The 22,269-nt window shown below is 73.0% G+C and carries 16 protein-coding genes; 7 read left to right on the top strand and 9 right to left on the bottom strand.

The window, feature by feature from the left end:
• Window positions 1-2: 2 nt before the first annotated feature.
• On the bottom strand, window positions 3-638 hold the full coding sequence (locus tag TK50_RS13930) for a hypothetical protein (protein WP_043963135.1): 636 nt from the start codon (window positions 636-638) through the stop codon (window positions 3-5).
• Window positions 639-875: 237 nt separating this feature from the next.
• On the opposite strand from TK50_RS13930, the gene TK50_RS13925 reads away from it, so the two are divergent.
• Window positions 876-2,066 (top strand): pectate lyase, encoded by a 1,191-nt coding sequence (locus tag TK50_RS13925; RefSeq protein ID WP_082106305.1) that lies wholly within the window; start codon window positions 876-878, stop codon window positions 2,064-2,066.
• 62 nt (window positions 2,067-2,128) lie between these two features.
• Here the strand turns inward: TK50_RS13925 and TK50_RS13920 are convergent, their stop codons facing one another.
• The gene (locus TK50_RS13920; RefSeq protein WP_043963134.1) at window positions 2,129-2,602 is read right to left on the bottom strand and encodes an SRPBCC family protein; all 474 of its coding nucleotides are present in this window, start codon (window positions 2,600-2,602) and stop codon (window positions 2,129-2,131) included.
• Between the two features lie 117 nt (window positions 2,603-2,719).
• Here TK50_RS13920 and TK50_RS13915 point away from each other — a divergent pair, with 117 nt between their 5' ends.
• On the top strand, window positions 2,720-3,217 hold the full coding sequence (locus TK50_RS13915; protein ID WP_043963133.1) for a winged helix-turn-helix domain-containing protein: 498 nt from the start codon (window positions 2,720-2,722) through the stop codon (window positions 3,215-3,217).
• Between the two features lie 126 nt (window positions 3,218-3,343).
• Here TK50_RS13915 and TK50_RS13910 read toward each other — a convergent pair whose 3' ends face one another.
• On the bottom strand, window positions 3,344-7,696 hold the full coding sequence (locus TK50_RS13910) for a S8 family serine peptidase (protein WP_241773990.1): 4,353 nt from the start codon (window positions 7,694-7,696) through the stop codon (window positions 3,344-3,346).
• Window positions 7,697-8,031: 335 nt separating this feature from the next.
• Here TK50_RS13910 and TK50_RS13905 point away from each other — a divergent pair, with 335 nt between their 5' ends.
• Genes TK50_RS13905 through TK50_RS13895 form a run of 3 tightly spaced genes read left to right on the top strand, consistent with a single transcriptional unit; the run spans window position 8,032 to window position 12,246 of the window.
• Complete coding sequence (locus tag TK50_RS13905) at window positions 8,032-8,574, top strand: winged helix-turn-helix domain-containing protein (RefSeq protein ID WP_052503840.1); 543 nt, start codon at window positions 8,032-8,034, stop codon at window positions 8,572-8,574.
• A 31-nt stretch (window positions 8,575-8,605) separates the two neighbouring features.
• Entirely contained in the window at window positions 8,606-11,263 is a 2,658-nt protein-coding gene (locus TK50_RS13900) for a helix-turn-helix transcriptional regulator (RefSeq protein WP_043963129.1), read from the top strand.
• 29 nt (window positions 11,264-11,292) lie between these two features.
• The gene (locus tag TK50_RS13895; protein WP_043963127.1) at window positions 11,293-12,246 is read left to right on the top strand and encodes an AfsR/SARP family transcriptional regulator; all 954 of its coding nucleotides are present in this window, start codon (window positions 11,293-11,295) and stop codon (window positions 12,244-12,246) included.
• Here TK50_RS13895 and TK50_RS13890 read toward each other — a convergent pair.
• Window positions 12,168-13,448, bottom strand: a complete 1,281-nt coding sequence (locus TK50_RS13890; protein ID WP_043963126.1) for a S1 family peptidase — start codon at window positions 13,446-13,448, stop codon at window positions 12,168-12,170. The genes TK50_RS13895 and TK50_RS13890 overlap by 79 nt on opposite strands.
• Window positions 13,449-13,556: 108 nt before the next feature.
• A complete protein-coding gene (locus TK50_RS13885) occupies window positions 13,557-14,195 on the bottom strand; it encodes a M23 family metallopeptidase (RefSeq protein ID WP_043964505.1) in 639 nt (212 codons plus the stop codon).
• A 498-nt stretch (window positions 14,196-14,693) separates the two neighbouring features.
• Here TK50_RS13885 and TK50_RS13880 point away from each other — a divergent pair, with 498 nt between their 5' ends.
• Window positions 14,694-16,388 (top strand): family 43 glycosylhydrolase, encoded by a 1,695-nt coding sequence (locus TK50_RS13880; protein WP_241774030.1) that lies wholly within the window; start codon window positions 14,694-14,696, stop codon window positions 16,386-16,388.
• Window positions 16,389-16,428: 40 nt separating this feature from the next.
• The gene (locus TK50_RS13875; RefSeq protein WP_043963125.1) at window positions 16,429-17,751 is read left to right on the top strand and encodes a CE1 family esterase; all 1,323 of its coding nucleotides are present in this window, start codon (window positions 16,429-16,431) and stop codon (window positions 17,749-17,751) included.
• Window positions 17,752-17,798: 47 nt separating this feature from the next.
• On the opposite strand, the gene TK50_RS13870 is transcribed toward TK50_RS13875, so the two are convergent.
• The 4 genes from TK50_RS13870 to TK50_RS13855 form a co-directional block, all read right to left on the bottom strand.
• Complete coding sequence (locus tag TK50_RS13870) at window positions 17,799-18,788, bottom strand: LacI family DNA-binding transcriptional regulator (protein WP_228986508.1); 990 nt, start codon at window positions 18,786-18,788, stop codon at window positions 17,799-17,801.
• A gap of 98 nt (window positions 18,789-18,886) precedes the next feature.
• Window positions 18,887-19,726: a carbohydrate ABC transporter permease gene (locus tag TK50_RS13865; protein WP_043963122.1), complete on the bottom strand. Its 840-nt coding sequence runs from the start codon at window positions 19,724-19,726 to the stop codon at window positions 18,887-18,889.
• Entirely contained in the window at window positions 19,723-20,715 is a 993-nt protein-coding gene (locus TK50_RS13860) for a carbohydrate ABC transporter permease (protein ID WP_043963120.1), read from the bottom strand. The genes TK50_RS13865 and TK50_RS13860 overlap by 4 nt, the downstream gene beginning before the upstream one ends.
• A 46-nt stretch (window positions 20,716-20,761) precedes the next feature.
• Entirely contained in the window at window positions 20,762-22,057 is a 1,296-nt protein-coding gene (locus tag TK50_RS13855) for an extracellular solute-binding protein (protein WP_043963119.1), read from the bottom strand.
• Between the last annotated feature and the right edge of the window lie 212 nt (window positions 22,058-22,269).

Genomic DNA, 22,269 nt, shown 5'->3' with positions numbered 1-22,269 from the left:
CCTCAGAGCCGGGCGGCGACGGTACGGGCGAGGGACTCCAACGGGCGGCGGTTCTCCTCGGGGTCGTTGAGCCGCACCAGCCGGACGGCCACCCACCTGCCGGAGGCGTTGACGAAGAACGAGTCGGCGGTCGCGTACGCCTCGTCGCCCACGCCGGGCAGCGCCCGCGTCTCGTGCCCGAGCGTCCGCTCGATGTCGAGGTACTTCTTCGCGCCGTCGCCGACGAAGACCTCGACCTGTGCGGTCGGCCCGTCGACCGGCGCGGTGTAGGTGCAGGTGTCCCCGACCGGCCTGCCGTCGTCCAGTCCGAGGCCGGCCAGCTTCTCGGCCTCGGCCTTGCGGACCAGGGTGCAGGGGTCGGGCAGGGCCACCGCCTCGTCCCCCGGCTCCGGCGACTGCCCGTCGGCCGGGTCGCCGGGTTCCGGAGCGGCCGGGTCGGCCGACCCGCCGGGCTGCGACGCCACCGGGGCGGGCCGGTCGGCGGCGTCGCCCGGGTCGGCGGAGAGCGGGCCGGCCAGCCGGCCGCAGGCGGCGGGCGTCAGCAGGGCGAGCAGCAGGACGGGTGCCAGGCGGCGGAACCGCGTGGTGACCCGGGCCGGGCGGAGCGGGCGGGCCGGGGCGTGCGTACGACGGGGCATGCGCCTGACGCTAGGGCCGCGCGCCCGCGCGGTAATCGGGTGTTTCCCTACGCGGCGGCGGGACCGGGATTGTGTCGATCATCGTTCTGCGCTCTGCTGGGTGAAAGCGCTTGCCCCGTGGGCGGCGCGGCCCGTCCGACGGACGGGCGTCCGGGCACGGACCAGGGTCCGCTCCGGCATCCGGCGGGCACCGGCTGCCGGCACCTCCGCGGGCCCCACGTACAGCCAGGGAGCAACATGCTGCACAGACAGCGCCGAAGGTCCCTTCTCGCCGTCGTGGCGGCGACCACGCTCGCCGCCACGGGGGTCGTGGCCACGGCGGGCGCCGCGCAGGCCGCCGCCGGCTGCCGCGTCAGCTACGCGGTCGGCTCGCAGTGGCCGGGCGGCTTCTCCACCACGGTCACCCTCACCAACGTCGGCGACCCCCTCACCTCGTGGCGGCTCACCTGGTCGTTCGGCGCCGGCCAGACGGTCACCCAGGCGTGGAACGCCACCGTGACGCAGAGCGGCAGCGCGGTGACCGCCACGAACGTGAGCTTCAACGGCAACCTCGCCACCAACGCGTCGACCGCGTTCGGCTTCAACGGCACGTGGAACAACAGCAGCAACCCGGCGCCGACCAGCTTCGCGGTCAACGGCGTCACCTGCACCGGCGGGACCAACCCGACCACGCCGGGCAACCCGACCACGCCGGGCAACCCGACCACGCCACCACCGACCACGCCGCCGCCGACCACGCCGCCGCCGACCGGATCCTGGCCGACGCCGACCGGGCAGGTCGGCGTCGACGGCACGATCCCGGTCTCCGGGGTGTTCGACGGCGGCATGCGCCGGTACTGCTGCATCGGTGACGGCAGCCAGGAGGAGAGCCAGGACCCGATGTTCCAGCTCGCCGCCGGGGCCACCCTGCAGAACGTCATCATCGGCGGCCCCGCCGGGGACGGCGTGCACTGCGCCGGGTCCTGCACGCTGCGCAACGTGTGGTGGGAGGACGTGGGCGAGGACGCCGCCACGTTCCGCGGCAGCGGGTCGCCCGTCTTCCTGGTCGACGGCGGTGGCGCCCGCAGCGCCAGCGACAAGGTCTTCCAGCACAACGGGGCGGGCACGCTGACCGTCCAGAACTTCCAGGCGACCAACTTCGGGACGTTCTACCGCTCCTGCGGCAACTGCTCCACCCAGTACAAGCGCACCGTCGTCATCCGCGACAGCACGCTGACCCGCCCCGGCAACACGGTGGCCGGGATCAACGTCAACTACGGCGACACCGCCCGGTTCTCGGGCATCACGATCGTCAACGACCCCAGCCGGGCGATGGTGATCTGCCGCAAGTACAACGGCAACAACACCGGCAGCGAGCCCACCCAGGTCGGCACCGGGGCCGACGGCACCAACTGCCTCTACTCCTCGTCCGACCTGACCTACCGGTAACGCCCGCGCCGGCGTCGCGGGCCCGCAGCGGCGCGGGTCCGCGACGCCGTCCCGCGCGGGGGCTACCGGGCCGCCATGCGGCGGGTCAGCTCGGCCGCCCGGTACGCGGCGACCTCGCGCGCCTTCGCCGCCACGAACCGCCGCAGCGGCACCGGGGCCTCGGCGGTCACCCCTTCCCGCACCCGGGTGCCGCCCGCCACGGCGGTCAGGTCCACCACCGCGCGCAGCGACACCCAGCCGGGGCTGCGCACCTCGCTGACCAGTTGCTCGCCCGGCCGGGTCGCCACCATCCGTACCCGGATCGGGTTGTCCCACCGCACCGGGCCGACCAGCCGGAACCGCTCGACGGCGACGTAGCGGGCGACGGCCCGGCCCTGCGCGTCGTGGCCCGCGCGCACGTCGCGGACCGCCACGATCAGCGGCGACAGCCCGACGTAGCTGAACGGGTCGGACAGGTGGTGGTAGACCTCGTCCGGCGGCGCCGCGACGACGCAGGTCGTCTCGAACGCGACCGGTGGTCTGCGGGCCTCGGGCACGCCGACATCCTGCCACGCCGAAGCGGCGCGACCGTCGGGAAGGGAGATTGCCGCAGACATCGACGCACATTATTATGTCAACGCCGTTCCGCGAGCGGATGGACGGGGAGGGCGGAGATGAGCGGGAGACCCTCCCTGGCCATCGGCATCGCCTCCTCGGCGTCGCACCGCCGCCGCCTCGCCGAGCTGTTCGGCGGGTCCGAGGCCGTCCTGATCGTCTCCAGCGTGGACCAGGCGCGGCGGTTCCTCGGCGTGGCCGGCGAGCCTGCCGCCCCGCCCGCCGAGGCGGCGGCCCACCGGGTCGTGGTCACCGCCGCCGCGCCGGCCGCGACCGCGCTGAGCATCGACTCCGACCGGCGGGTGCTGCGCTGGCGCAACCGCGAGATCGGGCTGACCCCGCTGGAGCACGACCTGCTGCGCTGCCTGGTGGGCACGCCCGGGCACACCTGGACCCACCGGCGGCTGCACCGCGAGGTCTGGGGCACCGAGCGCCTGGGCCGCGGCTCCGACCTGCACTCGGTGGTGCGCCGGGTGCGGCGCAAGCTGGCCCGGCTGGGCGTGCCGGCGACCATCGACGCCGTCCGGGGGGTCGGCTTCCGGCTGGCGCTGCCCTGAGCCCCTCCCTCCGTCCGCCCGCAGCCGGGCGGCCGACACCCGGACGGCCGGCCCGCCGCAGGACGCCCGCGGCCCGCCCGGTCGGGTGACCGGGCGGGCCGGGGCTGTCCCGTCAGCCGTCGACGGTCAGCAGCGGATCGGCGCCAACGCGAAGTTCTCCACGGTGGGCGTGCTGGTGTTGATCTTCGTCTGGCGGGTCTGCGGCTTCCAGCCGTCCTTGGCGACGATCAACGTCAGCGGGTTGTTCCGCTTGTCCAGCCAGTAGGCGTACCGGCCCTGGTCGTCGGTGGCGAACGTCCACGACATCGCCCAGGAGTCGACCTGGACCACCGCACCGGAGATCGGCGCGCCGACGCCCTGGCAGCTCGTCCCGGTCACCGTGCCCAGCAGCTTGCCCCAGGTCTTCGGCGGCTGCGCGGTCATCGTGACCGGCACCGGCGCGACGGTGTACGGGGTGTTCTCGGTGATCACCACCGACGCCGTGTACGTGCCCGGCTGGTCCACGGTGGCCGCGATCCCGACGGTGACCGTGACCTTCTCGCCCGGCGCCAGCGTGGCCGCCGTCTTGTCGACCGTCAGCCAGCTGACGTCCGCGGCGGCCTCGGCGCACTCGCCGAAGCCGGGCAGCGCCTCGCTGTCCGCCGTCGCCGTGAAACCGCCCGAGGAGCCGCCGACCTTGTAGAAGCCGCACGCCGCGCCGCCCCGGTACCGGGCGGTGTTGGCGTTCGGCAGGGCCGACCACGAGTTGCCCGCCGGGTCGTAGGCGAAGCCGGCGTTGGTGATCGCCCCGCCCTGCGAGCCGCCGACGACCAGCAGCTTGCCGTTGGCCACGGCGAACGAGCTGGCCCAGTTGTCGGCCGGTGCGTCGGCGATCGCGGTCCAGGCGTTGGTGCCCGGGTCGAAGGCGTAGCCGGCCTTCTGCGCGACGGAGCCGTCGTTGCCGCCGGTGCAGTAGACGACGCCGCCGATGCCGCCGCAGGACAGGAACGCCACCGCCTTCGGATAGTCGGGCAGCGCCTCCCAGGTGTCGCTGGCCGGGTCGTACCGCAGGACGTCGTTCGACATCGGCGTGCAGTTCGCCGTCGTGCAACCGCCGACCGCGTACAGCTTGCCGTCGGCGACGGCCTGGCCGGCGGCGGACCGGGGCGCGGGGTTGTTCGCCTTCTGCGTCCACGCGTTGGCCGCCGGGTCGTACGACCAGGTGGCGGCGTCGGGGCCGGACGCGCCCCAACCGCCGGTCACGATGATCTTCCCGTCGACGACGCCGGCCGTGACGGCGTTGCGCGCGCCGGGCAGGTCGGCGATCGAGGTCCAGGTCTGGGCGATGGGGTCGTAGACGTAGTTCTTCGCCGACGACGCCGTGCCGTTGCCGCCGGCGATCGAATACACCTTGCCGTCCAGGCTGACCACCCGGTTGTCCATGATGGCGGCCGGGAAGTCGGTGACGTCCGTCCACGGCGCGGCCTGCGGGCCGGCCGGGGCGGGGGCCGCCGAAGCCGCCTTGCCGGACGCCCGCGCGGCCAGCGACGTGGCGGCGGTGATCCGCTGCTCCGGGGCCCCCTCGGCGGCCAGGATCTGCCGCTGGGTCACCCGGGAGCCGTCGGCCCGCAGCAGCTCGAAGCCGCCGTCGCGCTCGCCGAAGCGGACGTCGACGGGGGCCCCGCCGGTGTTGGTCACCGTGAAGGTCTTGGCGACGGTGCCGGTGGGCATCCGCACGGTGCCGCTGACCGCCGCCGGCTGCACGGACAGCCGGCCCGCCGCGAGCTTGAAGGTCGCGGTGGTGGCCCAGTCGGCCTCGACCGTGACCTGCTTGCCCTGGCTGACGTAGCCGCCGGCCTTGGCGGTGAACCGGTGCGCGCCGGTCAGCGAGGAGAACAGCCAGTAGAAGCCGTCGGGCAGCTCGGTGTCGTCGGGGGTGGCCACGGTGGTGGTCGTCTGCGCCGGCCGGTCGTCGCTGGTGACGGTCGCGCCGTTGACGTACCCGTTGTCGTTGGCGTCGCGGACGTGGCCGAGCACCAGGCCGCCGTCGGTCGGCGCGCAGGTGACCTCGCTGCCGATCAGCACGTTGTCGACCTGCCACCACCACTCCCAGGTGGCGTCGTAGTAGTGGAACCGCACCTGGACCCCGGACCTGCCCGCCGCCTGCGGGATCGCGATCTCGGTGACCTTGGGCCCGCGCACGTCCGCCGCCTGGCGCAGCACGTTGGTCCAGGTCTCGCCACCGTCGACGCTGAGGTCGACGTCGGCGCGCTCGGAGCTGACCCAGTTGAGGTCCTGGTTGAACCGGATCACGGGCGCGGCGACGTCGGTGAGGTCGACGACCGGGCTGACCAGCGAGGTGTCCTGCTTCCCGCCGCTGCCGTAGTCGTCGCTGTCGACGATCGCGAAGCCGCCGGTGCCGCCGGTGAGGTTGCCCCGGTTCCCCGTGTCGGTGAACCGCCACCCCTGGCCGGTGCCGGCGTTGTCCACGACCGACCAGCCGGCCGGGGCGCGGTCGCCGTCGAAGGTCTCGTACACGCCGTCGGAGCCGTACCCGTAGCCGGGCGCGGTGGTGCAGGCGGCCGGGTCCACGGTGACGGCGACGTTCTGGGTCTTGTTGCCGGAGCCGACCACGACCTCACGGGTCACGGTCTGGTAGCCCGGGTACTGCGGCTCCACCTTCAGCTTGTACGTGGCCGAGGCGGGCAGGGTGAGGCTGTAGCGGCCGTTGCCGGGCGTGGTGTAGTCGGACACCGGCAGGCCCTCGACGCTGACCTTCGCGTACAACGGCCAGCCGTGGCCGGAGCCGTCGGTGACCGAGCCGCTGACGGTGACCGACGGCACCGCCGTCAGGGCGACGTCGAGCGTCGTGGTCGCGGCGGCGCGGACCATGGCGGGCAGGGTCCGGGCGGCGTAGCCGAACGCGGTCACGGCGACCTGGTAGTCGCCGGCGGGCAGCAGGGACGAGTACCTGCCGTCGGCGCCGGTGGTGAGCTGCCGGGACGCCGGGCCGGTGAGGGCGACCGTGGCGCCGGGGACCGGGTCGCCGGTGGCCGCGTCGGTGACCGTGCCGGCGAGGGTGCCGGTCTCCCCGATCGGGGCGGCGTCGAGCAGCGCGAGGGCGTCGAGGCGGCCCTCGCCGAAGACGTTGTTGTCGTCGGCGGTGCCGCCGCACTGGGCGTCGGCGGTGTCGATCGCCGAGTCGTCCAGCAGGGCGCGGGTGGCCGCGACGTCGCCGACCAGCGCGGGCGCCGCCGACCACAGCAGCGCCACCGCGCCCGCGAGGTGCGGGGAGGCCATGGAGGTGCCGCTGAGGCTGCCGTAGCCGCCGCCGGGGATGCTGGAGCGGACGTTGACGCCGGGCGCGGAGATGTCGGGCTTGACGGCACCGCCCTGGCCGGCGCCCCGGGCGGAGAAGCTGGCGATGGCGTTGTTGACGTCGTACGCGCCGGTGGAGTAGTTGCTGGACCGGCTGCCCGGCGAGCCGCTGGTCTGGCAGGACGGGCCGCTGTTGCCGTTGGACCAGGCGCCGAAGATGCCCGACGCGGCCCAGGCCAGCGTCACGTCCTCCATGAACGGGTCGTTGGAGGGCAGCCGGGTGCCCCACGAGTTGTTGATGACGTGGGGTCGCTTGCTGGCGTCGGGGTTCTCGCCGTCGAGGTCGGTGGGTTCGAGCATCCACTGGCCGGACGCGATCAGCGCGGCGTCGGTCGGGCAGCAGCCGTTGGCCGCGATCCACCGGACGCCGGGCGCGACGCCGATCTGGTTGGCGCCGTCGGCGCCGGCCATCGTGCCCATCGTGTGGGTGCCGTGGCCGTCGCCGTCGCAGGGGGCGGCGGCGCAGTCGCCGGCCGCGTCGAACCAGTTGTAGTTGTGGTCGAAGGTGCCGTCGCCGTTGTTGCCCCGGTAGGACCGCACCAGCGCCGGGTGGTCGAACTGCACGCCGGAGTCGATGCTCGCCACCGTGATGCCGGCGCCGGTGACGCCGTAGCGCGACCAGACGTCGTCGGCGTTGATGTTGGCGATGCCCCACTCCAGGGCGTTGGCCGTCTTCTCGTCGGTGCCCTTCGTGACCTCGGGAAGCTCGTAGGCGACGGGCGCGTAGACGCCGTCGACCTCGGCGTGCGCGGCGAGGCTCTGCACCATCGTCAGGGAGCCGCTGCTGACCTTGATGGCGTTGGTCGCCCAGAAGCTCTGGTACTTCGCGCCCGCGCCGTCGAGCTCGGCGCGGACCTTGGCCTGGCTGTCGGCGGCGGTGCGGCGCAGCGCGTCCGCCACGGCGGCGCCCCGCTTGGTCCAGTCCGTGATCGCGCCGGCCTTGCTCAGGTCCGCCCGGGCACCGAAGTGGATCCAGAAGTCGCTCTCGCTCTTGGCCTGGAGCTGCTTGACCAGCTCGGGCCGGATCTTGTCCGCGGGTGTGCCGCCCGGCGCGGCCTGCGCCCCGGAACCGGTCGCGACCAGGGCCGTCGCGGCGAGGACGAGCGCCGCACCGGCGCTCACCAGGCGCCCGGCCGGGCCCCTGGGGTGTGGACGTCTCAGCATCGGTGCTGCCTCCTGCAGAACGACCCGCGGTTGGTCGGGCCGTGACAGGGGTACAACGACCGTGCCTCCCCTCTGGACGCACCGGTACGCGCGGTTCCCCAGGCCCTCCAGGCGCCGTGCGGGTCACGCCGGCCGCCTGTGGGCAAACTATGATCGACAAAGATGAAGGATCAAGCACGCGACGTGAGCAACTCGTCGCTAGGAGCAGCCCGGCCGGCGGTGGTGGCCGCCCGTCGCTGTCACCGCGCTGACAGACTCGGGCAGCAGCGGCCGGTCGCGTCCGGGTGGGCGCGGTGAGCGGCGGCGACGGCAGCGTGCCGTCGGGTCCCCTCGACGAGGCGGGGCCGCCGATCCCGCTGGTGATCGCGGTGACGCCGTCGCCGGCCGAGCGGATCCGGCTCGCCGAACGCCTCGACGGCATCGCGCCCCTGCTGCTGGTGGCCGACCTCGACGAGTTGCGCCGGATCATCGCGGTGCCGCAGGGGCCGCCCGCAGCGGGGCGGCCGACCCCCGAGGCGGGCCCGGACGACCTGCTGCGGATCGACCCGGCCCGGTCCACGGCCCGCTACGGCGAGCGCGAGGTCTTCCTCACCCGGCTCGAACGCGACCTGCTGACCCGCCTGACCAGCGAACCGGTCCGGGTCTGGAGCTACGCCGAGCTGCACCGGACGGTCTGGCACGACGAGGGGCGGCAGCGCCCGGCCGGCGTGCAGTCCCTGGTGAAGCGGCTGCGCCGCAAGCTCGACCAGCTCGGCACCGGCGTCACCGTCGTGGCGGTGCGGGGGGTCGGGTTCCGGCTGACCGACCACCGGCGGCCCCGGGTCGACGGCGGGTGAGGCCACGGCCGTGGCGTTGCAGGATGGGGGCATGGCCGGGCTTGTCGGGCGGGACGACCAGATCAGCCTGCTCGGGGATCTGCTCACCCACGCCACCGAGGGGCGGGGCGGCGCGCTGGTGTTGCGCGGCGAGGCGGGGATCGGCAAGTCGGCCCTGCTGGAGCACGTGGTCCGCGCCGGGCGCGGGCGCGGGGTGCGCGTACTGGGCGTGACCGGCGTGCAGGCCGAGGGGCAGATCCCGTACGCCGGGCTCGACCACCTGCTCCGCCCGCTGCGTGCCGCCGCGCTGACGGCGGACTCGCCGTACCGCCGGGCCGTCGAGGTGCTGCACCTGCTCGGCGAACCGGAGCAGCCCACGCTGCTCGCGGTCGAGGACGCGCACTGGCTGGACGCCGCGACCTGGGAGACCCTGACGTTCCTCTGTCGGCGGGTCGGGTCGGACCCGGTCGCCGTGGTCATGGCGGTACGCGACGGCGAAGACGTCGACCGGCGGCTCACCCGGGCCGGACTGCCCGAGCTGCGGCTGGAGCCCCTGCACCCGGCCGACGCCGGGACGTTGCTGGACCGGACCGCGCCCCGGTTGACCCGGCGGCTGCGGGACCGGGTGCTGGACGAGGCCGCCGGGAACCCGCTGGGCATCGTGGAGCTCGGCACCTCGGTCGCCCGGCTCGGCGACGGGGCGCTGTCGTCGTCGGCGCTGCCGCTGAGCACGCGGATGGAGCGGACCTTCGGCGGGCTGGTCGCCGACCTGCCGCCGCCGACCCGGACCCTGCTGCTGATCGCGGCGCTGAACGACGGGACCGGCCTGGACGAGATCCTGGCGGCCGCCGCGGTCCTGGTCGGCGCCGACGTGCCCGCCGAGGCGATCCAGCCGGCGGTGACCGCCCGCCTGGTCGCCGTCGACGAACGGTACGAGCTGCGGTTCCGGCACCCGCTGCTGCGCTCGGCGCTGCGTCAGCAGGCCGCGCCCGCGGACCGTCGCCGCGTGCACGCGGCGCTGGCCGAGGTGCTGTCCGCCAGCCCACAGCGCCAGCTCTGGCACCGGGCGTCGGCCGCGTCGGGCCCGGACGAGGCGCTGGCCCGGGAGCTCACCGACGTGGCGATCGCCGCCGCCTCGCGGCAGGCGCCGCTCGCGCTGGCCGCGCTCACCCGGGCCGTCCAGCTCAGCCGGGACCCGGCCGCGCGCGGCCACCGGCAGGTGTCGAGCTGTCTCGTGGCGCACGAGCAGGGCGACCCGCACGCCGTGCGGCGGCTGCTCGGCGAGATCGACGAGAGCGCCCTGCGGCGGGCCGACCGCGCCCGGCTGACCTGGCTGCGCGAGACGTACCTCCCGGTGGCCTGGTCCGGGCCGGAACGGCTGCTGGCCTACGCCGACCTGATCGACATGATGCGCCGCGACGGCGACCCCGAGCGCGCCCTCCAGGCGATGAGCGACCTGGCGCTCCGCGTCTACTACTCGAACGTGCCGGCGCCCGTCCGCGACCGGTTCACCGAGGTCACGCTCGCGCTCGGATCGATCGACGACGACCCGCGCGTGCCCGGGATCATGCTGCTGGTCGCACCGGTCGAGCACGGTGCCGCCGCGCTGCGGCGGCTGGAGCGGCTGGTGCACCGGATGGACCTGCCACCGGCCCTGCGCAGCGACCTGTCGATCGCCGCCTGGGCCGTCGGCGCGTTCGACCTGGCGGGGACGTTCGCGCTGTCCGCCGCGGCCGAGCTGCGCGCACAGGGCCGGATCGGCGTCCTCTCCCAGGCGCTCAACGCGGCCGCGTCGGCGTACGCGGCGCTGGGCGACACCCGGGCCGCCGTGCCGCTGGCCGCCGAGTGCATCAGCCTGGCGGAGGAGACCGGGCTGCCGATGTGGGCGCTGGGCGGCAGCCTCACCATGGGCCTGGCCGAGGCGCTGCGGGGCGACGTCGCCGCCGCCCACCGCCGGGCCGAGGCCGCCGAGCAGGTGCTCTCCGCCGGCCGGCGGCTGCCGATGCTGGCCCTCGTGCAGCGCATCCGGGGCGTCGCCGCGCTCGCCGAGGGCCACCCGGACGACGCGTTCCGGCAGCTCATGCGGATCTTCGACCCGGCGGACAGCGCCTACTTCCCGGGCCACCAGTTGCTCGTGCTCGGGCACCTGGCCGAGGCGGCCCTGCTCGGTGGCTTCCAGGACGAGCTGCGCTCGGTGGTCCGCGACCTGGAGCCGGTCGCCGTGCGAACCGGGTCGCCGTCGCTGCGGGTCGGCCTCGGCTACGCCCGCGCGGTGCTCGGCGGGGACTACCGGGCCGCGCTGGCCGAGGACCTGACCGGCTGGCCGTTCGACCGGGCTCGTCTCCAGCTCGCGTACGGCACGGCGCTGCGGCGGGCGCAGCGGGTCACGGAGAGCCGGCCGCCGCTGCGGGCCGCCGCGGCCACCTTCGACGCGCTCGGCGTCACCCCGTGGGCCGACCGGGCCCGGGCGGAGCTGCGGGCCACGGGCGAGAGCCGCCGTCGGCCGACGGACGCGCTGACCGCCCTCACCCCGCAGGAGCAGCAGATCGCCCGGCTGGCCGCGGAGGGGCTGAGCAACCGGGAGATCGGCGCGCACCTGTTCCTGTCCCCCCGGACGGTCAGCACCCACCTGTACCGCATCTACCCGAAGGTGCACGTCAAGTCGCGGGCGGAGCTGGCCCGCGTCATTACGTCATCCGACGTACGCTGAGCATCCACGCCGCTACCTATCGTCATGCCATGCCTGTTTCGCACAGTGTCGATCCGCGCCGCCCGGCGACGCACCTGCGGATCCTCGGCCCGCTACGGGTCCGGCGCGGCGACGCCGAGGTGGACGCCGGGCCGCCGCAGCAACGCTGCCTGCTGGCGCTCCTGCTCGCCCGCACCGGTCACCCCGTCGGCACGCCCGAGCTGGTCGACCTGCTCTGGGGGCCGGGCGCGCCGCCGAGCGCGGTGAACACCATCCACAAGTACGTCGGCGGGCTCCGCCGCCTGCTCGAACCCGGCCTGCCGCCGCGCGCCCCGGGCGCGTACCTGACCCGGCACGGCAACGGGTACCGCTTCACGGCCGGGCCGGAGGCGCTCGACCTCGTGCTGTTCCGGCGGACCGTCGCCGAGGCGAAGGCGTACGCGCGGAGTGGCAACCCCGACGCGGCACTCGACCGGTACGGCGCGGCGCTGCGACTCGGCCACGGCCCCGCCGGCGACGGCCTGGCCGGCACCCCGGGGGCCCGGGCCACGTTCGCGCGCCTCGACGGCGAGTTCACCGACGCCGTCCTCGACGCCGCCGGGGTCGCGGTCCGGCTGCGCCGCCCGGCGCCGGTGCTGGCGCCGCTGCGCCGCGCGGCCGAGTGGGACCCGCTCGACGAGCGCGTCCAGGCGGGCCTGGTGACGACGCTCGCCGCCGCGGGCCGCCAGGCCGAGGCCCTGGCGGCGTACCGGTCGATCCGCGAGCGGCTCGCCGACGAGCTGGGCATCGACCCGGGGCCGGACCTGCGGGAGGCGCACCGGCGGGTGCTGACCCAGGCCGGGCCGCTGCCCCGGCGCACGAGCAGGGCCGTAGCCAGGCGGCGGCGCTGGCTACGGCCCTCCCGCCGGTCGGCGGGGCCGGTCGGTCAGGCGGCCGAGTTCACGTTGAACGTGATCCCGGAGTACGAGCGCGCGGAGTCGAAGACCTTCGACAGCGGCGAGTAGTACGACCGCGTGGTGCAGTTGCCGACCTTGTCGGTGCCGCCGTGCAGGATGCCGTAGGCCATGTGGTCGGCCTCGCTGAAGAGCGGGCCGCCGCTGTCCCCGTTCTGCGTGCAGATGTCCGTCTTGATTCCGCCGTCCTTCGTGAGGACCGTGCCGCACCTGGTGTTGTTGGACGTCTGACCGGTGTGGCAGGCCACCCAGCCGACCCCGATCTGGGCGTAGCTGTACATCCCGTAGATCGGGAACTGCGCGCTCCCCCGCGAGTTGAACACCGTGTTGCGTGGATTCACCACCCAGTACGTGACGTACTCGAAGCCGTTCATCACCACGTACGGCATGATGACCCCGTCGTAGGGGTAGATCTGGCTGACGTAGGTCGGATAGTTGTAGCGGCCGACCCACAGGCCCGCGTGTTTGGAGTAGTAGGCCGTCCCGGCTTCGCTGCAGTGCCCGGCCGTGAGCGTGTACTGCCAGCCGTCCGAGCCGTGCACGTTGAATCCGTTGGTGCAGCTCCACTGGTAGTTCTTGTTGAAGTCGTACATCTCCAGCCGCAGTCCGCCGCGTATCGGCGCCTCACAGTTCTGGATCGTGCAGGCCTGCGGGGTGGGGGTCGGCGAGTCGACCACGGTGACGCCCAGGTCGTCGGCCAGCGCTCGCCGGCTGGCCGAGCCGCGCACGGCGTCCGCCGCGCCATGGTGCAGTTCCACCCGGTTACGCTGCGGGTTGATCACCGGCTCCTGCTGGGGCGTGAGCCCCAGCCGGGCGCTGACCTCTCTGGCCCTGGCCGCGAGTTCCCGGAGGGAGTGCCGCGCCCCGACGACGCGGATGTGCCGCCGGTCCGGGATCGCGCCCAGCGCGGGGGCCAGTTTTTCGGCGGCGGTGCTGGCGACGTAGAGCACGCCCCCGTTCTCCTGGTCGATCCAGGAGCCCGCGAAGGTGTCGCCGTGGTCGCGGGCCAGCACGTCCTGCAACGCGCCCGCGGTCCGCTGCAACTCCAGCCGGCGCACCGCCTCCCGCACGCTGACGCCGTAGGTCCTGGTGAGATAGTCGACCGAGCCGGCGACCTCGGCCGGTTGCACGGGGGCCGCCGGAGCCAGCCGGATGACGGGGGCGGCCGCCGCCGGCCCGGAAACCGTGAGGGATCCGGCGGCGACGACCAGGCTGAGCGCCGCGGCCAGCCTCCAGTTCGTTCCTTTTCGCACCTGAGTCGCGTCCCTTCGCCACGTGACGCCCTTCGCGTCTGTGGCGTAGACGCTGCCAGCCGGCTGTGGAAGCGATCTGGACGGTGACTGGAAGGCGGGCGCGGCCGGCTACGGCCGCGCGGCGGCGCAGTTGTTGCTCTTGCGGGTGACCGTGTATTCGACGTCGTCGTGGGTGATCCCCGACGGCTCGCCGTCGAACCAGGTCTCGACCTTCTCCCAGCCCCGGCGCTGCTCGTAGTGCAGGTGGGGCGCGCCGGAGTTGCCCGTGCTGCCGACCCGCCCGATCTGCTCGCCCTGGGCGACCCGCTGGCCCTCGCGGACCAGCGGCGGTTCGAGCAGGTGCAGGTACTGCGTCTCCCACCGGCCGCCGTGGTCGATCTTCACCCAGTACCCGCCTCCCCGGCCGCGCGGGCCGTCCGGGTTGTCGGGGGTACGGCCACCCAGCGACCCGTTGATCCCCGCCACGGTCACCGTTCCGGCGTACGAGGCGAGCACCGGCCGCCCCCACGCCTCGCCCCGCTTGGGGAACAGGTCGACGTCGTAGTCGTCGTGCCCGGGATAGGTGCCGAGCTGCCACGTCTCGCCGCAGGCGACGGGGAGCTGGAACAGCGGGCGCGGGCCCGGTGGCCGCAGGAACTGCCAGGCGACCCCGGCGACGGCGACGAGGGCGGCGACCGCCCCGAGCGCGAGGACGACGAGGGCGGCCCGGCGGCGCGGGCGGCGTGAAGTGGGGCGGCCGGTCGTCATCGTGCCGAGCATGGCAGACCCCGGCAACGCCCCGGGTGCCGGGTGGCCGGGCCGAGGGGTCGGCCCGGGTCGGCCCCGGGTGCCGGCGGGCGGCCCGCGCGGGGCGGCACCGCCACGACATCGATCCCCGTCTTGTCCGTGTTAACGGTAACAAGTATCCTGCCTCTCAGGAGCGAAGGGCACGCTCCGCCGCCGCCACCGAGATCGCCGATCCGGGGCGGCAGAGCCGGAGCAACAGCCGGGAGCTGAGCACGTCCGGCGTCCGCGTGGACGTCAGGGCCCGCTCCGACCCGTGATGTCGCAGCCCCTACCAGGGCCGACCGCGCCGCCGCACCCCCGGGCGGGTGCCGGTCGACCACCCACGCACTCACCCACCCCGGGCAGACACCTGTGCCAGGTGCGCTGCCCACGCCTCGGGAGGTACCTGTGAAGACCCTGACCGGCACGAGACTCAGGCGCGGCGTCGCCTGGGTCGCGACCCTGCTCTGCGTCGGGACGCTGTTCGCCGCCCCGGCGCGGGCGGACAACCCGATCGTGCAGACGATCTACACCGCGGACCCGGCGCCGTTGGTGCACAACGGTCGGGTGTATCTGTACACCGGTCATGACGAGGACGGGTCGACGTACTTCACGATGAAGGACTGGCGGGTGTTCTCGTCGGCGGACATGGTGAACTGGACTGATCATGGTTCGCCGATGAGTCTGGCGACGTTCTCGTGGGCGGAGTCGGATGCGTGGGCGGGTCATGTGGTGGCTCGGAACAACAAGTTCTACTGGTATGTGCCGGTGAAGCAGCGTGGCGGCGGCATGGTGATCGGCGTCGGGGTGGCCGACAGCCCGACCGGTCCGTTCCGCGACGCGATCGGTCGTCCCCTGGTCGGTAACGGTGAGATCGATCCGAACGTGATGATCGACGACGACGGGCAGGCGTACCTGTACTGGGGTAACCCGAACCTGTGGTACGTGAAGCTGAACCAGGACATGGTCTCCTACTCGGGCAGCCCGACGAAGATCCCGTTGACCACGGCCGGGTTCGGCACCCGTACCGGTAACGCGAGCCGTCCCACCTTGTATGAGGAGGGGCCGTGGGTGTACAAGCGCAACGGTCTGTACTACAACGTGTTCGCGGCGGAGTGTTGTGGTGAGTTCATCGCCTATTCGACGGCGCCGGGTCCGACGGGGCCGTGGACGTACCGGGGGACGGTGATGCCTCGGCAGGGCAGCAGTTTCACCAACCACCCGGGGATCGTCGACTTCAACGGTGGGTCGTACTTCTTCTACCACAACGGGGCGCTGCCCGGTGGTGGTGGTTTCACCCGGTCGGTGGCGGTGGAGAAGTTCACCTACAACAGCGACGGCACGATCCCGACCATGAACATGACCACGACCGGGGCGCCGCAGGTGGGCACGCTGAACCCGTACGTGCGGCAGGAGGCCGAGACCATCGCCTGGTCCGTCGGCGTCGAGACGGAGCCGGCGAGTGAGGGCGGCATGAACGCCAGCTTCCTCAGCAACGGTGACTACATCAAGGTCAAGGGGGTGGCGTTCGGGGCGGGCGCGTCGTCGTTCAGCGCGCGGGTGGCCTCGGCGGGCAGCGGCGGCACGATCGAGGTCCGGCTGGGCAGCCCCACGGGCACCCGGGTCGGCGCGTGCACGGTGCCGGTCACCGGCGGCTGGCAGACCTGGCAGACGGTGTCCTGCCCGGTGACCGGCGCGACCGGCACCCAGGACCTCTACCTCCGCTTCGTCGGCGGCAGCGGCAACCTGTTCAACCTCAACTGGTGGCAGTTCGGCACCGGCAGCAACCCGACGCCGACGCCCACCACCCCCGCTCCCACCACGCCCGCCCCCACCACGCCCGCCCCCACCGCCACGCCGCCGGCCGGGCAGGCGTGCGGCGTCACGTACACGCAGGTCGGGTCCTGGTCCGGCGGCTACGAGGGCAGGCTGACCATCACCAACACCGGGAGCGCCGCCATCAGCGGCTGGCGGGTGACCTTCTCGCTGCCCAGCGGGCAGTCCCTGTCCCAGGGCTGGAACGCGACCTTCGGCCAGCAGGGCAGCCAGGTCACCGTGACCAACGCCGCCTACAACGGACAGTTGACCGCCGGCGGCTCGACCACGGCCGGCTTCATCGCCTCCAGCACCGGCAGTGCCCAGGCGCCCACCAGCCTCACCTGCACGTCCTCCTGACCCACGACCCCACGTCCACCACCGATAGAGGAGTCAACAGATGACCAAGCACAGATCCTGGCTCGCGCCCGTCGCGGGCGCCGCCCTGCTCGCGCTGGCCCTGGTCGGCTCGACGCTCAGCGGCGGCCTCGGTGCCACGGCGTCGGCCGCCGAGATCGGCGCCGCCGCGGCGACCGCCGGGTGCGGCAAGGCCCCGACGCTGCGCAGCGGCACCCAGACGATCACCAGCAACGGCAAGAACCGCAGCTTCATCCTGCGCATCCCGGACAACTACAACAACAACAACCCGTACCGCCTGATCTTCGGGTTCCACTGGGTGGGCGGCACCGCCGTCGACGTGGACACCGGCCAGACCGTGCAGCGCGACGTCTGGTCCTACTACGGGCTCAAGCAGCTGGCGAACAACAGCGCCATCTTCGTCGCCCCACAGGGCATCAACAACGGCTGGGGCAACGCCGGCGGCGAGGACGTCACCTTCGTCGACGACATCATCCGCCGGATCGAGGCCGACCTGTGCGTCGACACGGCGCAGCGCTTCTCGGTGGGCTTCAGCTACGGCGGCGCCATGACGTACGCCCTCGCGTGCGCCCGGCCGAACGTCTTCCGGGCGGTGGCGGTCTACTCCGCCGGGGCGATCAGCGGGTGCAGCGGCGGCACGTCGCCGATCGCGTACCTCGGGGTGCACGGCATCCGGGACGGGGTGTTCCCCATCTCCACCGGGCGGTCGCTGCGCGACCGGTTCGTCCGCAACAACGGCTGCACCGCCCAGAACCCGGCCGAGCCCACCCAGGGCAGCCTGCGGCACATCACCACGAACTACTCGGGGTGCCAGGCCGGCTACCCGGTCACCTGGATCGCGTTCGACGAGGGGCACATCGCCGCCCCGCAGGACGGCGCGACCGGTGACAGCGGTTCGCGCACCTGGCTGCCCGGCGAGACCTGGCGGTTCTTCACCCAGTTCGGCGGCACCACGCCGACCCCGAACCCGACCACGCCGACCCCCGGGCCGACCACCCCCGGGCCGACCACCCCGCCGCCGGGCAACGCGGCCTGCCGCGTCACCGCGACCGTCAACGCCTGGAGCAACGGCCTGACCGAGGACCTCACCGTCACCAACACCGGCAGCAGCACCATCAACGGCTGGTCCCTGGTCTTCACGCTGCCCGGCGGCCAGAGCATCACCGGCGGCTGGAACGCCACCTACTCCCCCACCTCCGGGCAGGTGACCGCCAGGAACGTCTCCTACAACGGCACCATCGCCCCCAACGCCTCGGTGAGCATCGGCTTCCAGGCCAACCACACCGGCAACACCGCCAAGCCCAGTTCCTTCACCCTCAACGGCGCGACCTGCACGATCGCCTGACCGTCGGCGACGGTGACCGGGGGTGGGCCGACCAGGCCCGCCCCCGGTCAACGCGTGCGGGACGGGGGCGCGGTGCTGTCGCGGACGACGAGTTCGGTGGCGAGCTCGATCCGCGGGCTCTCGATCTTCTCGCCCCGGGCGAGCCGCAGCACGGTACGCGCCGCCAGCATGCCCATCTCCACGAGCGGCTGCCGGACGGTGGTCAGCGGCGGGGAGCACCACCGCACCTCGGGCAGGTCGTCGAAGCCGACCACGCTGACATCGTCGGGCACCCGCAGGCCGCGCTTGCGGACCGCCTCGTAGACGCCGAGCGCCATCTGGTCGCTGGAGGCGAAGATCGCGGTCGGCGGGTCGGGCAGGGCCAGCAGCTGGGTGCCGGCGGCGTAGCCCGACTCGTGGTAGAAGTTGCCCGGCCGGATGAGGGCGTCGTCGACGGCGACGCCGGCGGCGTCGAGCGCCGCCCGGTAGCCGTCCAGCCGGGCCCGGCTGCACATCAGCTGCGGCGGCCCGGCGATGAAGCCGACGCGGCGGTGGCCCAGGCCGAGCAGGTACTGGTTGGCCTCCAGGCTGCCCGCCCAGTTGGTGGCGCCGATGGTGGGCGCCTCCTGCGGGGCCACGCCGGCCGGGTCGACGATGACCACCGGCAGGTTGAGCCGGCGCAGCTCGGCCTGCAACGGCGGCGCCACCATCGAGGTCACGAAGATGACCCCCTCCGTGGACCGGCCACGCATGTTGTCGAGCCACTGCTTGGCCGAGGAGGTGCGCTGGTGGATGGCCGAGACGACGGTGCCCGCGCCGCTGCTGTGCGCGACGTCCTCCACCCCCCGGATGATCTCCACGGCCCAGGGGCTGTCCAGGTCGTTGAAGACCAGGTCGATCAGGGCCGAGCTGGTACGCCTGCTCGGCAGCCGGCGACGGTAGCCGTGCCGGGTCAGCAGCTCCTCGACGCGTTCCCGGGTCTGGGGGGCGACATCGGAGCGGCCGTTGATGACCCGGGAGACCGTGGGCACGGAAACGCCGGCCAGACGCGCGATCATCGCGATGGTGACGTTTCGGCTGCTGTCGGAACCCACGGCCCGCCCTTTCGTCTCACCTGGTGCCTACGGTCGCAGAAGGCTATCGCAGCGGTCGCCGGTCACCCCTTGACGCTGCCCGAGAGACCGCTGATGAGCTGGCGTTCGGCCACGGCGTAGAAGCCGAGCGCCGGCACCATGGACAGCACCACGTAGGCGAGCACCCGTGCGGTGTCGTCGGAGTACTGACCCTGGAACGCCTGGACCCCGACGGGCAGGGTCCACCAGCTCTGGTCAGTGAACACGACCAGCGGGAGCATGAAGTTGTTCCAGCTGGTCACGAGGGCCAGCACGGAGACGGTGGCCAGAGCGGGGCGGGCCATCGGCAGCAGGATCCGCCAGAAGAACCCGAACGGGCTGCACCCGTCGAGGATCGCGGCCTCCTCGACCTCGCCGGGGATGGTGCGGAAGAACTGCCGCAGGATGATGACGGTGATGGGCAGGCCGAACGCGGCCTGGGGCAGGATCACCCCGAGCGGGTTGTCCAGCAGGCCCAGGCCACGCAGCAGCACGAACAGCGGCAGGATGGCCACCGCGAACGGGAACATCAGCCCCACGCCGAACAGGGTGAACAGCAGCTCCCGCCCCCGGAACGCGAAGCGCGCGAAGACGAACGCGGCCATCGCCGCCGCGGCGACCATGATGAACGTGCCGGTCACCGCGATGAGGACGCTGTTGCCCAACTGCCGCCAGAACACCTCGGAGGCGAGGATGTCGGTGTAGTTGCTCGGCGCCCACGGGTCGGGCAAGCCGAGGGGATTGGTGGACAGCTGCCCGTTGTCCTTGAACCCGCCGAGCACCCCGAACAAGACCGGCACGACGATGACCGCGCCGACGGCGATGCAGACGAGGTGCAACACGAGGCGGCGGGCCCGCAGGGCGGGGTTCGCCGTGCTGGTCATCGGTTGTCTCCCTGGTTGGTGATCGCGCCCTCGGTGTCGCGGCGCAGCACGACGCGCTGGTAGACGAGGGCGAACACGAAGCTCAGCAGGAACATGACGATGCTGATCGCGCTGGCGTAGCCGACCTCGAAGCGGCGGAAGCCGTACTGGAACATCGTCACGGCCATGGTCTCGGAGGCGTGGATGGGGCCGCCGCCGGTGAGCACCCAGACCATGTCGAACAGCTGGATGGTGCCGATGACCGACAGGAAGACGCTGATCCGGATCGTCGGCCCGAGCAGGGGCAGGGTGACGTGCCGGAAGGCCTGCCAGGGGCCGGCGCCGTCGGTGGTGGCGGCCTCGTTCAGCTCCTTGGGGATGCCCTGCCGGGCGGCCAGGAAGAGCATCATGTAGAGCCCGAAGTACTTCCAGGACACGATCATGAAGACGGCGTACAGCACGGTGTCCGGGTCGGCGAAGATCGTGCCGGCGTCGGAGCCCAGCCACCGCGCGATCGAGTCGCCCAGCCCCCGGTTCGGCGAGAACACCAGGTTGAACAGGACGGCGGTGGTGACCTCGGAGAGCACGTACGGGGCGAAGAAGATCAGCCGGTAGACGCTGCGGCCCCGCAGGGGCTGGTTGAGCAGCATGGCCAGGCCCAGCGCGGCGGGCAGCTGGACGGTCAGCGACAGCACGATCAGCACGAGGGCGTGCCACAGGTCGCCGCGGAACGTCGGGTCGCCGAAGGCGCGCGTGTAGTTGTCCAGCCCGACGAAGTTCTCCGGCAGGCCGAAGCCGTTCCACTTGTAGAGGCTGGCGTAGCTGGCCACCACGATGGGGGCGATGACCAGCAGCAGGAACAGTGCCAGGGCCGGGGTCAGGAAGGCGGCGAGGACGCGGCGGCGGCCCGGCCGGGGCCGGGCGCCGCGCCGTCGCGCGGTGCCCGGCCCCGGCGGGTCGGTCGCCGGGCCGCCGCGCCTGGTGTCCGGCACGGTCGATGGCCTGGTCATACGTGTTCCACTCGATTCTCTCAGCGGGCCACGGGGCGGGCCACGGCTACTGGCTCTTCGCGACCGCGGTGATGTCCTTGAGGATCTGCGCGGACGTCTTGTTGCCGGCGATCAGTTCGGCGACGCTGTCGTTGACCTGCTGGCCGACGGCGGGCGGGTACGCCTGGTCGAGGTAGAGCTGGAAGCCGGTCGCGCTGGCCAGGGCCTGCGCGACGGTCTTGTTGTTGGGGTCGGAGATCGCGTCGGTCGCCTCCTTGACCGTCGGCAGCACCGCGCCGGTCTTGGCGGACTTGCGCTGGCTGTCGACGCTGAGCAGGGCCTTGAGGAAGTCGAGGGTCGCCGCGGGGGCGTCCTTGCCGACGGCGAAGCCGTTGCCGCCGCCGAACACCTCCGTGGCGGAGCCCTTGCCGCCGTCGACGGCCGGGAACGGGAAGAAGCCGAGCTTGTCGCCGATGCCCTTCTTGCTGGTGGAGCTGGACGCCTGCACGGACGGGGCCCACTGCCCCATCAGCTCCAGGGCGGCGCCGCCGTTGCCCATGGTGGCGGCCTGGCCGTCCGGGGAGCCGTACTCGGCGCCGAGGAAGCCCTTCTGGAACGGCTGCAGGTCGACCAGCTCCTTGAGCCGGTCGCCGGCGGCCACGAAGTCGGGGGTGTCGAAGTTCTTGTCCTTGGCGGCCTGCTGGAGGGCGCCGAGCCCACCGATGCGCATGGACAGGTAGGCCCAGTAGAAGTGGGCGGGCCACTTCTCCTTGCCGGCCAGCGCGATCGGGACGATGCCGGCGGCCTTGAGCTTGCGGACCGTGTCGAGCAGCGCGGCCCAGGTGGTCGGCGGCTCGGTGATCTGGGCCTTCGCGAAGAGGTCCTTGTTGTACCAGAAGCCGACCATGCCGATGTCGAACGGCACGCCGTAGATCTTGCCGTCGATGGTGTAGGGCTCCAGGGACAGGGGCAGCAGGCTCCCGATCCACGGCTTCACGTCGTCGGTGATGTCCTTGACCAGGCCGGCCTCCGCCTGCTGCCGGAGCACCCCGCCGCCCCACGACTGGAAGAGGTCGGGCGGGGATCCGGCCTGGGTGGCGGTGGTCAGCTTCGCCTTGAACGCCTCGTTCTCCAGCGGCTGAATCTCGATCTTGACGTTCGAGTGCGCCGTCTTGTACTCCTCGGCCGCCGCCGCCCACACCGGCAGCATCGGCTCGGTGTTCTGGATGTGCCACCAGTCGATGGTCTGCGGGGCGTTCGGGTCGCCGGATTCGTCGTCGCCGCTACAGCCGCTGAGCAGGTAGGCGCCGGCGCCGGCGCCGACGAGGCCGAGCAGCGTTCTGCGGGAGAGGTGCGCTGACATGGTCCATCCCTTCGGGGACTCACGAGGTGCTCGGATGCTGATCGAGCCGGCAGGACTCGACGTTATCTTCGGAAGTTCCAATGCTTCGCCGGTATTACCGATCGATGGCGGGCACGCTACGACGAAGCGTATGTCCGGGTCAAGGGGTCTGTCCTAAGGCGACGTCAACGGCTACCGTGGTCGGCACCTACCGATAATCCGGGCCGAGCGTC

It is taken from the genome of Micromonospora haikouensis (genome assembly GCF_000876225.1).
GTDB lineage: Bacteria > Actinomycetota > Actinomycetes > Mycobacteriales > Micromonosporaceae > Micromonospora > Micromonospora haikouensis.
The sequence above is the reverse complement of the archived record's forward strand: the minus strand, read 5'-3'. Positions and strand labels throughout refer to the sequence as shown.